Consider the following 11,310-nt stretch of genomic DNA (forward strand, 5'->3'; position numbering starts at 1 on the left):
GCACGTCCACGTGTCACCTTGGTCTGCGGGATCGGGCCGGACGTCTCCGTCCTCCGCCTGTTCTACGATCGACGCGGCCCGGATGCGACGCCGTTCGGACGAGGATTTCCCGGGACGGCGCCGCGATCAGGTGCGGCGGTTCATCGCTGCCTGGATCCTCAACCAGGTCGGGTCACTGTCCGACACGTCCGTGACCGTCTCCAGATCGCCGGGCTGCCAGGTGCGGTTTCCGTCGGTGAGGTCGAGGTGGTCCAGGTCGACGGTCGTAGCCTCGGTGGTGCCGGCGAGGAACTCGGTCACCGCGGCAGCCTCCCTCTCGGTCCGGTCGGCCCGGCGATCCGAGAGCACCAGAAGCGTGCCCGCGCCGGCAACGACCAGCTCACCCGTGGCGGCGGCCGTCAGTGCGGTCACCGCCGATCCCGGCAGTACCTCGTGCTCGGTCACCTGTGCCCCGTCGATGTCGGCCTCGACGACGACACCCCCCGGCGTGCCGATCCAGAGCACACCCGGAGTCGGTCCGAATGCGACGTTGTGACGCGACCAGGCCCGCATCCCGTCCAGCCACTCCTGCGGGTACGGGTAACCCGGATTCGGGTCACCGAGGGTGAGGCCGAGAACGCGGCGCAACGACGGAAACCCGAACACCTCCAGCGAATGGTCGTAGGCGTTGCCCCGGACCGCGAGATGCCGTCCGTCCGGGCTGAAGATCGGCGTGCCGTAGCCGTCGCAGTCGAGGATCAACGCCCGCCGCAGAGGCCGCAGCACCGGTCCGTCGTCCCGGGAGAAGAGGACGAGCGTGGCACCCTGGTCGCTCTGCAGGGTGGCCAGGAGGCCACCGCCCGGGTGCGCGACGATTCCGGTGTCCCAGCGCGGGCCGACCGTGGTGGCGCCGGAGGCGATGTCGAGCGCGACGGAGGACTCCCCGCCGTCCTCGCCGCCGGCGGGCGACAGCCACAGTCCCCGGCCGTCCGGAGCGAACACCACGTGCCGCCGGTAGCCGGTCGGCGGCACGCCGTCGACGGTGGTGACGCCCGACGGAGTCCAGCAGACGGTGCTGGTGCCGTCCGCCACGACCAGCCGCGGCTCGCGGGGATGCCAGGCGGCGGAGGGTGTCCGCCGGAACCGGTCGCGGCCGACGGCGTCGTAGCCGGCCGAGTCCGCACCGACGCCGCCGACCTCCCGCAGCTGCCCGGCCGTGTGCTCCCAGATCCGGATCGCCGGGCGGTCGGTGTCCCAGCCGGCGACCAACGGCAGCTCGGGGTGGCACAGCAACCGTTCGAGCGTGGCTTCGGAGCGCACCTGGGCCAGGGTTTCCACCGGCACACCGTAGTCGTGACGGGCACAAGACGGAGGCCCCCGCCACCGCTCATCCGTCAGACTGGCCGGGTGAACGACCGTGAGCTTGTCGCCTACCTGCGCCGGTGCAACTCGGAGGACAACCATGCGTACGCCGACGTCGCACACCGCTTCGGTGCGGACGCGCTGTTGGACAGCCACCTGCCGATGCTCGACCAGGTCGACCTGCTCGCTCAGGAGTGGCAGGCCATGGATCCCTCCGACGAGCGCTACGTCGGCCTTACCTACGCGCTGCGCGTGATCGCCGCGGCCTACCTGCGCCACCCCGCCTGACCCGGATCCCCGCGAGCTGATCGGTCACCGTGCGCGGTAGCCGGCGCCAGCGGTCACGCGACCGTCGGGCGGGCGCGCGGCGGTCAGGGACCGCTCGGCGACGCGGTGGTCGATGCCGACTCGCGACGATAGGGCCGATCAGGCCCGGGGAGGCGGCGGAGCAGTGCCGGCAGTGCACCGTGCACGAGGCGAAGCCCGGCCAGCTCGCCGATCCCGACCCAGGCGATGTCGTCGTGCTCGTCAGGTGCGCGGTTGGTGGGAGAACCGGCCCACCCTCCGACGTGCCAGACACTGATGAGCACGGCGTTCTCCCCACTGCCGACGCGCACGTCGCCCAACCGCGACGAGGACTCCGTCGCGATGCGCACGCCCAGCTCCTCGAACATCTCGCGGGCGAGGGCCTGTCGTTCCGACTCGCCCGCTTCGACGTGCCCACCGGGCAGGTCCCACAGGTCCGGGTAGGCCCGCCGGGTCGGGCTGCGGTGCACCAGCAGGACCGCGCCGTTCTCCACGAGCGCGCCACAGACGACGACATGCATGACGGGATTGGAGCACAGGGATACGACAGGCTCGCTCACGCCGGTCAGTCGGTCCCGCGCTCCCACGGACGCTGGATCCACGGATTACGGTCGAGGTAGGCCGTGATCCTGGGAAACCGCTGCCGGGTGCGGGTCTCGTCGGTCAGGTCGCCCGGCGCTCCCACCGGTGTCTCGGGTCCGGACGGGCCGTCGATGGCGAACGGAGCCCCGGTCGCGGCGATGTGCGCATCGAGAGGGAGACCGCAGAACCAGTCGATCCGCGCGTTGTGCCGGTCGGACGCCAACTCGACAAGGCTGTCCGGGTCGTTCTGCACGAGCCGGACGACAGGCCTTCCGTGCGACAGGATCCAGTCCTGCACGGCGGAGAAGTCGTCGTCGTCCACGCTGCCCAGAAGCAGTGTCGCGGCGTCCCGGATCGGCCAGCGGTACAGGCTGTCCTGCGCCTGGAGCCACAGGTCATCGAACCATTCGATCTCGTCCGGGGTCAACGCGCGCAGGCGGCGGAGAAGCACTTGGGCGACGCGTTCCGTGTCGGCGCCCGCCTCCGCTCGGGCGCCTTCCACGATCCGCCAGAAGCCCTCCCACTCCACGGCGCAGAGCCTAGCGAGCCGACTCCGCGTGCCGGAGACCCCGCGGCAGGTGCGTTCGGAGGACACGTGCTGGCAACGCGCCGTGGACACCGAGCACGCCCACCCGGACGACCTCTTCGACCTCCGCACCTCCTTCGCCGTGGATGACGGCGGCGAGACCGAGCCGTCAGACGCCGGGCCTGCGCCCGTGGCTGGGGAGTTCTCGAGCGAGTATCTTGCCGGCGTGGAGATCCAGGTGCGGGAGGGCACGCTCGTCGAGGTGCCGACGTCGGATGTGACAGGCATGGACCGGCGTGCGTTCGGCGAGTTCGTGGGGCCGGGTGGTGAGCTGGCGTCGTACGCGTTCGGCTGGGTGACCGGCTCGGACCCGCACGTCGCCCGCCTGTCCGTGGGGATCGGTGCCGGCAACCCCGGCGGCGGCACCTTCCACGCCGTCATCTTCGTCAATGAGGACAGCCATGCGTTCTCGCTCGTCGACGAGCCGTTCGAGCGGGTCCCGCAGGGCGGTCCCGACCTGACCGCGGACCAGTCACGTGCCCACGAGGACCTGCCGTTCGTCTGGTGGGTCACCGACCACGTCATGGCACACGACCGGCGCGCCTGGTGGATGCGACACTGGCTGCTGGGGACCACCTGCATCCAGACCCCGGAGGTCTTCGAACGTCACGAGCCGGTTCTGCGGATCAGTCACGATGCGGACGACGGGCTCTGGCAACTCATCGGGTCCAGCGACGCAGTCGGCAGCAACGGCAGGCTCCGGCACCTGCACCACGCCGTCGACGAGGATCCCAGCCTGATGGACGTCCTCGACCTGCCGCCCGGGCACTTGGCGGTACGCCCGGCCCTCGGGCGACCCTGGACCTGCGAGGTCTGACCTCGATCGAACACGGCCAGAACGGGGCCGCTACCTGGCCGCCGATGCCACCCCGGGACGCCTACCCGTTCGGGGAAAGAAGCTGGCCGCCGACCGGGTGCGGCCGGAGCGCGGCGGTGACGAGGCGGAGTTGTTCCGGCGACAGCTCGCCCCCGTGACGGCGGTAGGTGTGCGGTCCAAGGCCGACGAGGCTGCCGTCGACGTACGCCCATCGGCACGGCGCCCAGTACCTGCTGCTGTTGAGCAGTTCTTCGCCGGTCTGACGTACGCCGGACCGGGCCCCGAGGGCGACCAGGGCTTCCGCGACCAGGTCGACGGCGTGCTGCGGCCGGTCGCTGTCGGCACTGGCCGGAACGAGCATGAGCAACCGCTCGGCCGGGGTGTGCTCCGGGTCCGGCTGGTGGGCTGCGGCGACCACGTCCCGCCACGCGAAGGCCGGCCCTCGGAAGTGCCCGTCCAGGCAGGCGAGCGGGATCGACGCGCCAATGGTGCCGGGATCGAGCACGTAGTCGACGCCTCCGTCGCCGTCGGCGTTGCGCATGACGACATGCAGACGGCAGGGTCCGGCGAGTGGTAACGAGAACACCGGCCATTCGTACGGGTCGAGGAGGACGTCGACTATCTGCTCCAGGTCGGCCGGATCGACTCCGAAGGCGTCCGGCGCCGACGCGGCTCCACCGACGGTGGCGAGGAACGCGGGCCAGAACAGCGCGTGCGACATCACGTCAGCTCCGTCGACCAACGGCGAGCGCAGAATCGGCGGTGTGTACCCGTCCAGGTATCCGGGGATGATCACCTCGTCATCATGGCAGTGCGGCAACCACCCGGCGGACCAGCGCCGGCGTCGACGGCGTGGTCGAGGGCTCGCGCGTGGGTCCTACTCCTGCTCCTGCGCGTCGAGGTCGCGCACGGCGAAGCGGAGGTGTTCCCACTCCTCGTCGAGGATCACGTGGAGGCAGTGCACGACCGACTTCTCGTGATCGGGTGACCACGCCGAAGGCCGGGGCTCGGCGAGCAGCTCCGGCGTGGCGCGCGCGAGGAAGTCCCGCACCATGGTCTGCCGTTCGGCCCGCAGCGCGAGCACCTCGGCGAAACCCGGCTGCGCGGTGGCGAAGATCGACATGTCGTAGCCGTCCGTCTCGTACTCGGCGTGCGGCCGCCCGAGCGGGTGGAACGGCTGCGGCAGTCGCAGGATCGCCTTGCCGAGCCACGCGTCGGTGGCGAACGCGAGATGGCGCAGGGCCTGCGCGAACGTCCACTCGCCGTCGACCGAGACGTCGGCGGCACCCTCGGGCATGGACTCGACCCGGTGCACCGCGGCCGACCAGGCCGTCTCGAGCGCCGCCCACGCCGCGCGCAGCCCGTCGGGGTCCGTGGCGTTCTTCCGCTCGCGCCCGGGGAACCGCCGGTTCAGCTCGGCCTCGACGAGCGGCACCACGTCGACTCCGTTGACCAGCAGTGCGCCGTCCGCCAGCCACGGCGCGTCGATGTCGAGCCCGCGCACGTCGACGCCGCGCATCACCGCGCCGGCCAGCGTCGACCTGGTGAACCGCGCGCCCCGCAGGTCGCTGTCCTCGAACGTGCTGACGTCGCTCTGGGCCATGACGTCTCTCCTCCCGGCGGCGATCGCGGTGATGCTAGCGCGCGGGACCGACATCTGAGCATCGACGACAGCGGAATCGAGAGATCCTCGGTCCACCCCATCGCAACCCCCTCCACGAGAGCGGCACGCACCCCTACGACGGTCTTTCCGCGCACGCTCTCGAGGTCCACGATCAGGGCATGCTGCCGAAGAGGATGCCGTGTCTCGACGAGCCGCCCGTGCACCTGCGGCAGTTTCGGCGGGACGACGCCCCGCTCATCGCCTCGGTCGCGTCGGATCCGCTCATTCCCCTCGTCACGTCGGTGCCGCCCTCCGGCACCCACGAGGACGTCGCTGCCTACCTCGAACGGCAGCACCAACGGCTCACCGAAGGGTCCGGCTACTCCTTCGCGATCGCAGACGCCGAAACCGACGAAGCGGTGGGCAACATCGGCCTCTGGACCGACCACATCTCCACCGGGCGCGCATCGACGGGCTACTGGATCGCGCCGCAGTATCGACGCCGGGGTTACGTCCGGGCCGCCTTGCGGGCTCTCACCAGGTGGGCTCGTTCGCTTGACGACGTCAAGCGGCTGGAGCTGTTCGTCGAACCGTGGAACGAGGCCTCGTGGCGCGCCGCGGAAGCCTGCGGCTACCAGCGCGAAGGACTCCTGCGCAGCTGGCAGCAGGTGGGGGCCGAGCGCAAGGACATGTACGTCTACAGCCTCATTCCTGGCTGCGACTGAACGGTTCTCGACGACAGTCCGGGCCCGGCCCCGATGGATGTACACTGCCGGGCACGCGTGCAGGAGCGGGGCGGCGATGAGCGCTGAAGACCGGATCGAACGAGCCAGAAGCGCCTACGAGCAGGCGGTGTACAGCGGAGACACCAGCGGTCTGGGCGACGCCGAGCAGGCCCTGGACGCGGTCGAGGCCGATGTGGCGTTGGCGCGTGGCAGGATCCTGCACGCCCGCTACCAGGCCGCCGCCGACGCGCCGGCCGCCGAGGATCCCGCCGAACTCCCCCTGTTCGAGCGCGCACTTGAGCGCTATCGAGCGCTGGGCGACACCCGTGGCGAGGCCGAGGCGCTGTTCTGGATCGGTTGTCTCCACCAGTTCGTCAGGCGTGACGACGAGACCGCGCTGCCGCACCTGGAACGGTCGTGTCGGCTGGCGGCCGAGACCGGAGACCGGCGGACCCAGGCGGAGGCGCTGCGGCACCTGGGCATCGCGGCACACACCGCCGGCAGGTGGGAGGAGGCGCGGAAGCATCTGGAGGAGTCGTCCCGCCTGCGCCGTGAGATCGGGAACCTGCCCGGTGTGGCCTCCAACATGATCGGGTTGGCCTACCTCGCGGCGGCTCAGGGCCGCCGGGCGGAGGCGCTCGCCACACTCGACGAGGCGCACACCGTCGCCCGCTCGCACGGCGCGCACGCCGTCGTGCGGCACATCGAGCAGGCGAGAACAACGATGTGACGTCGCCCGTCAGCGCCCCGTCCATGCGGAGATTCGGCGAGGATGTCCGGGTGGCGACGCTGTTCGACGACGTGGTGGCGGATCTGGGGCTGGCGGATGCCGTCGGCCCCCGACTGGTCGGAGATCCGCAACCGGCGGCGTTGGCGTCACCGCTCGCCGTCGCCGAGTGCGCGACCGCGTCCGTGAGTGCCTGTCTCGCGGCTGCCGCCGACCTGGCTTCCGCACGCACCGGCCGGCGGCCGGACGTCACGCTCGACGCGGACCACGTGGCGGCGGCGATGCGCAGCGAGGTCTGGCTCCGCGACGCGCAGGGACGGGGGATCGACGGCTTCGCCCCACTGTCCCGGCTGTGGCGGGCCGCGGACGGTTGGGTGCGTACCCATGCCAACTATCCGTGGCACCGGGCGGCTCTGCTGTCCTCCCTCGGGATCGACGACGGTCCGGACGACGAGGTGCAGACTCGGGTGGCCGACGTGATCGCCGCGCGCTCGGCGTGCGATGTCGAAACCGCGGTGTACGCCGCCGGCGGGCTGGCCGTCGCGGCCCGTACCCACGACCGGTGGCGTGCGGACAGCCGGGACGGTACGGCGGAGGCGGCGCCGCTCGTGGCCATGGCGCCGCTCGGCCGCGGGTCGCCGCCACTGGCCGCACCGGGCCCGCTGCCGGCGTCGGGGGTGCGGGTGCTGGATCTGACCCGGGTCATCGCCGGCCCCGTCGGCACCCGGATGCTGGGGGCGCTCGGCGCCGACGTGCTCCGGGTCGACGATCCGCACCGTCCGGAGTTGCCGCTGCACGCGCTGGACGGAGTGATCGGCAAGGCGAGCACGAGTCTGGACGCCAGGACGGCCGACGGCCGCCACGTCCTGCACCGCCTTCTCGACCAGGCCGATGTGCTCGTCACCGGCTGTCGGCCCGGAGCGCTGCGCCGCCTCGGCCTCGACCCGGACCAGGTCGCCGAGCGGCACCCCGGCACCGTCGTCGTCACGCTCTCGGCGTGGGGAACGGAGGGAAGCTGGGGCACCCGGCGCGGTTTCGACAGCCTGGTGCAGATCGCCACCGGCATCGGCTGGGCCGCCAGCACCGACGGCGTCCGCCCCGGCGCGCTGCCCTGCCAACTGCTCGACCACGCCACCGGCTATCTCATCGCCGCCGGCGCGCTGGCCGCGTTGGCGCGACGCGCCCGCACCGGCGAGGCCACCCACGTGTCGGTGTCCCTCGTCCGGACCGCACGGTGGCTGCTCGACCAGGGTGTCACGTCGGGCAGGGGCGACGCGGCCGGTGATCCGGAGCGCCCGGTCGAGACCTACCGGATCGCCCTCGGAAACGGGTGGAGCGCGATCAGCCCGCCGGGCCGACTCGACGACCGTCCGCTGACCTGGCCGCACCTACCACCCGCCTACGCCCAAGCGCCGCCCAGGTGGAGCTGACCGCCCGCGGGCCCGACGCTGGGGACGAACCACCACACGAGCCACCCGGTCCGACGGCGAGCCGGCGGCCTCACCAGGGGCGGAATCCGTACCGCTCGGCGACCGCTTCCGCCAGTGCGGCGTCGAAGCGGGCCACGAGGTTGTTCACGAAGCTCCGCCACGAGCGGACGCCGTCGAGATCCAGGCTGCCCGGGGTGGTGCCGCGATGCACGATCTCGCCTCTGACCTCGTTGACGAGTGAGGTCAGCTCGGCCTGGGCCGAGCCGGCGTCGTACTGCCGCCAGGCGACCGCGTCGAGGACGTTCTCGATGCCGAGCGCCTTGGTGACCAGGTCGTTCACCTGTCGGCTCGCGGCGTTGTTGAAGGTCTCGATCTCGTGCCGGACCCGCTTTCCGGCGACGTCGAGCCAGCCGTCCCCGATGACCGCCCAGACGGACCGCTCGGCCTTGCTCGCCACCGCCGCCCGCAGGAACGGCGACAACAGGCTCGGATCGGCCGAGACCGCGGGAACGACCTGTTCGACCGCCTCGCCGACGACCTGCTCGACGTAGTTCTCCCACGCGGTCACGAGCACCACGAGCGCCGATCGCAGCAGGGGCGCGTTGTTCCCCTTCGGGCGGCCCGGGGATCCGGAACCGCTGTGCAGCGTCAGCAGGGCGTCGACATCCCGCTCCAGCTTCTCGAAGACCAACGTTGCGTTCGAGGGCATCGCCGGAACCTATCCGAAAGGGCCGCGATCCGTGACCCGCGTCGACGTCGGCCGGGTCGGCCCGGCCCGGTCAGCCACCCACGCGAGGGATCAGGCGCCGACGCCCCCGTCGAGGTCGCCGGCGAGCGAGTCGGGGACGCGCATCCGCCACGCGTCGGTGACCAGCTCCGTCAGACGCTCGACGTCGACGTGCGCCAACCGCAGCATGACCAGCGGAAAACCGTCATACGCGGGCGTGGTGAAGAAGAGATCGGGCTCGCCGAGCAGCAGCGCCTGTTTCTCCGCCTCGTCGCCCACGTAGAGCACCGCGATGTCGGTGCGGATGCGTCGCGGCCGGCCGGGCGTACGTTCGGGATAGGACCAGACGAACCCCTTGTCGGCGACCCGGAAGTCGAAGCCGTCACTGTCGATCTCGACCACGTGGGGCAGCGCCGACGCCACCCGCCGGACGTCGTCCGCGTCAACCACGGCGGTCACCCCGGAACACCGCCTTCCGCATCGGCACAGCCTAACCGGACGTGTCTCCAGGCCCCGCGCACGCCGCCGGTTCGAGCAGCGACAGCCTCCGCTGCCCCGCGTCGAGACCGATACGGATGCCGACCGGCATCGGCAGGTTCGGGCCCGCGTGTCCGAACTCGACGTTACCCAGAACCGGAATGTCCCGGTCGCCGAGGACGTCGAGGACGATCTCGGCGAGGGTCGGGTCGGGTGCCCCGAGCCCTTCGATGGCGTGCGGGACGCCCACGACCATGCCGGCGATCCGATCGAGGATGCCGCAGTGTCGCAGCACCTGCAGGTCGCTCCACACCCACGACGCGACGCCGCCCATCTCCTCCCAGAACAGCACCGCGCCGTCGAACCGTTCGAGCGGCAGCGCGTACCGGGTCGCCTGGGTCCGCATGATGCGGTTGAGCACGCCGCCGACCAGTCGGCCCTCCACCCGACCGGCGCGCCAGCACTCCCACGACGAGGTGGTGGGCAGCGCGCCGATCGCCTCGGTGCCGGTGAGCAGCGTCGAGTAGAGGCGCTCCAGTTCCGCCCGGCGCGCCTCGGGCACCCGTTGCCACGCCCCGCCGAGCCCCGGCGTGGCCAGATCGGCGTGGAACCCGACCAGGCCCGTACGGGCGTAGAGCACGAGGTGAAGCAGCGAGATGTCGCTGTAGCCGAGGATCGGCTTGGGGTCGGCGGTGATCGCCTCGACGTCGATCAGGTCGAGGTAGCCGAGCGCCGTCTGACCGCCGTCGTGCGCCACCACGGCGCGTACCTCGGGGTCGCGCAGCAGCGCGTTGAACTCCTCGGCGATCTCTGCCGGGGTTCCCGCGCTCCACCAGTGGCGCCGACCCGCCTCGAGTAGCGGCGCCCGACGCACCCGGAATCCCATCCCTTCCAGCACGGCCACCGCCCGGTCGAGGTCGGGCTCGTAGGCGGCGTGCAGCGGCCCGGACAGCGAGGCGATCACGACGAGGTCTCCGGGGCGCAGGGCTCGCGGTCGAAGCAGTGGGGGCAACGCGGGTCCGGTCAACGTCCCCACGTTCCCTTAGAACCCGTCGGCGGCCGGCCGAAGATGCCGTCGCCGGTCACCGTGGCGTCGTCGATCCGGCTCGGGTCGACGCTCCAGCTGCCGGCGATCGCCATCACGTCGAACTCGTTGGGCATGGCCTCGTGCCACCGGTCCAACTCGTCGTCCGACCAGTGCTCCATACCGGGCTCGCGGCGGCGGATGCCGACGTTCCGCTCGATCTCGACGACGGTGGGGTCACCCACGACCAGCGGCACCTCGCCCCGCTCCCCGATGAAGCAGTAGGCGCGCAGCAGGTCACCGTCCACCGCCCGCGCCCACAGGTGGTAGTCGGGGACCCGCTCGGTGACGAAGAACTGCACCTCGCCGAGCGTCCGGCTCAGCTCCCGCAGCCAGTCGCGGAACTCCGGCTCCGTCGTGTCGAGGCCGGGCGGCAGGTCCAGCCGGCCGTGGGCCAGGACCCAACCGGGTACGGGCTCCGCCACGTACACGCCCTGCGCGTAGGCGCGGTCGGTGCCGGTGGCCCAGTCGAGCGTCTCCCGCTCGCGCAGGTCGAGGGCGTCGGCGACCTCCCGCACGGTACGGCCGCGGACCGCCAGCCATGTCGTCTTGAAGCAGAAGCCGGGCACGGCGCACATGATCGCAGAACCGTACCCGGGCCGGAAGCGGTCGAGCCCGGCAAAACCGGGTGACCGGCGACGGCCGACGCCGGAACAATGGCGCCGTGGAGCAGATCGAGGTCGTCGTCGCCCATACGGAGCGGGCGACCCTGCGCGTCGGCGAGGTGTTTTTGAAGATCGACACCGACCCGGCGCGTACCGACGTCGAGGTCGAGGCGATGGCCCTGGTGCCGCTGCGCACCCCCGAGATCCTGTGGCGCCGGCCGCCCGTACTCGCGCTCGCCGCCCTGCCCGGCACGGCGCTCGGCCGCCTCGGCGAACCGTCGACGGCGTCGCCGGCGGCCT

Annotated in this window: 14 protein-coding genes and 1 pseudogene; 6 read left to right on the forward strand and 9 right to left on the reverse strand. The window is 71.8% G+C overall.

Annotated elements, in window-relative coordinates; translation table 11 throughout:
- Window positions 1–126 precede the first annotated feature (126 nt).
- Window positions 127–1,317: a lactonase family protein gene (locus tag HUW36_RS03010; protein ID WP_217428755.1), complete on the reverse strand. Its 1,191-nt coding sequence runs from the start codon at window positions 1,315–1,317 to the stop codon at window positions 127–129.
- Window positions 1,318–1,386: 69 nt separating this feature from the next.
- Between HUW36_RS03010 and HUW36_RS03015 the strand changes: the two genes are divergently transcribed.
- The gene (locus tag HUW36_RS03015) at window positions 1,387–1,629 is read left to right on the forward strand and encodes a hypothetical protein (protein ID WP_174526671.1); all 243 of its coding nucleotides are present in this window, start codon (window positions 1,387–1,389) and stop codon (window positions 1,627–1,629) included.
- An 83-nt stretch (window positions 1,630–1,712) separates the two neighbouring features.
- On the opposite strand, the gene HUW36_RS03020 is transcribed toward HUW36_RS03015, so the two are convergent.
- Together HUW36_RS03020 and HUW36_RS03025 are read right to left on the reverse strand one after the other, a co-directional pair.
- Window positions 1,713–2,168: an NUDIX domain-containing protein gene (locus tag HUW36_RS03020; protein ID WP_174526672.1), complete on the reverse strand. Its 456-nt coding sequence runs from the start codon at window positions 2,166–2,168 to the stop codon at window positions 1,713–1,715.
- A 44-nt stretch (window positions 2,169–2,212) separates the two neighbouring features.
- A complete protein-coding gene (locus HUW36_RS03025; protein ID WP_246247823.1) occupies window positions 2,213–2,758 on the reverse strand; it encodes a DUF4240 domain-containing protein in 546 nt (181 codons plus the stop codon).
- 49 nt (window positions 2,759–2,807) lie between these two features.
- Between HUW36_RS03025 and HUW36_RS03030 the strand changes: the two genes are divergently transcribed.
- A complete protein-coding gene (locus HUW36_RS03030; protein WP_246247824.1) occupies window positions 2,808–3,632 on the forward strand; it encodes a hypothetical protein in 825 nt (274 codons plus the stop codon).
- 61 nt (window positions 3,633–3,693) lie between these two features.
- On the opposite strand, the gene HUW36_RS03035 is transcribed toward HUW36_RS03030, so the two are convergent.
- Both HUW36_RS03035 and HUW36_RS03040 read right to left on the reverse strand, forming a co-directional pair.
- On the reverse strand, window positions 3,694–4,428 hold the full coding sequence (locus tag HUW36_RS03035) for a hypothetical protein (RefSeq protein WP_174526675.1): 735 nt from the start codon (window positions 4,426–4,428) through the stop codon (window positions 3,694–3,696).
- A gap of 81 nt (window positions 4,429–4,509) precedes the next feature.
- Window positions 4,510–5,235 (reverse strand): DinB family protein, encoded by a 726-nt coding sequence (locus tag HUW36_RS03040; protein ID WP_174526676.1) that lies wholly within the window; start codon window positions 5,233–5,235, stop codon window positions 4,510–4,512.
- 179 nt (window positions 5,236–5,414) lie between these two features.
- Here HUW36_RS03040 and HUW36_RS03045 point away from each other — a divergent pair, with 179 nt between their 5' ends.
- From HUW36_RS03045 to HUW36_RS03055, 3 genes are all read left to right on the forward strand, one after another.
- Window positions 5,415–5,960: a GNAT family N-acetyltransferase gene (locus HUW36_RS03045; RefSeq protein WP_174526677.1), complete on the forward strand. Its 546-nt coding sequence runs from the start codon at window positions 5,415–5,417 to the stop codon at window positions 5,958–5,960.
- A 76-nt stretch (window positions 5,961–6,036) separates the two neighbouring features.
- Window positions 6,037–6,690, forward strand: a complete 654-nt coding sequence (locus tag HUW36_RS03050) for a tetratricopeptide repeat protein (protein ID WP_174526678.1) — start codon at window positions 6,037–6,039, stop codon at window positions 6,688–6,690.
- Between the two features lie 50 nt (window positions 6,691–6,740).
- Complete coding sequence (locus tag HUW36_RS03055; RefSeq protein WP_217428756.1) at window positions 6,741–8,117, forward strand: CoA transferase; 1,377 nt, start codon at window positions 6,741–6,743, stop codon at window positions 8,115–8,117.
- Window positions 8,118–8,187: 70 nt separating this feature from the next.
- On the opposite strand, the gene HUW36_RS03060 is transcribed toward HUW36_RS03055, so the two are convergent.
- The 4 genes from HUW36_RS03060 to HUW36_RS03075 form a co-directional block, all read right to left on the reverse strand.
- Window positions 8,188–8,826, reverse strand: coding sequence for a HEPN domain-containing protein (locus HUW36_RS03060; RefSeq protein ID WP_174526680.1), 639 nt, complete (start codon window positions 8,824–8,826; stop codon window positions 8,188–8,190).
- Window positions 8,827–8,916: 90 nt separating this feature from the next.
- On the reverse strand, window positions 8,917–9,294 hold the full coding sequence (locus HUW36_RS03065; RefSeq protein WP_174526687.1) for an MmcQ/YjbR family DNA-binding protein: 378 nt from the start codon (window positions 9,292–9,294) through the stop codon (window positions 8,917–8,919).
- 40 nt (window positions 9,295–9,334) lie between these two features.
- Window positions 9,335–10,285: a S66 peptidase family protein gene (locus HUW36_RS03070; RefSeq protein ID WP_217428757.1), complete on the reverse strand. Its 951-nt coding sequence runs from the start codon at window positions 10,283–10,285 to the stop codon at window positions 9,335–9,337.
- Between the two features lie 59 nt (window positions 10,286–10,344).
- On the reverse strand, window positions 10,345–10,983 hold the full coding sequence (locus tag HUW36_RS03075; protein ID WP_174526682.1) for a hypothetical protein: 639 nt from the start codon (window positions 10,981–10,983) through the stop codon (window positions 10,345–10,347).
- 86 nt (window positions 10,984–11,069) lie between these two features.
- On the opposite strand from HUW36_RS03075, the pseudogene HUW36_RS03080 reads away from it, so the two are divergent.
- Window positions 11,070–11,310: pseudogene (locus HUW36_RS03080) on the forward strand (aminoglycoside phosphotransferase family protein); the annotation flags it as partial.

This window comes from Micromonospora maritima (assembly GCF_902825405.1).
GTDB lineage: Bacteria > Actinomycetota > Actinomycetes > Mycobacteriales > Micromonosporaceae > Micromonospora > Micromonospora maritima.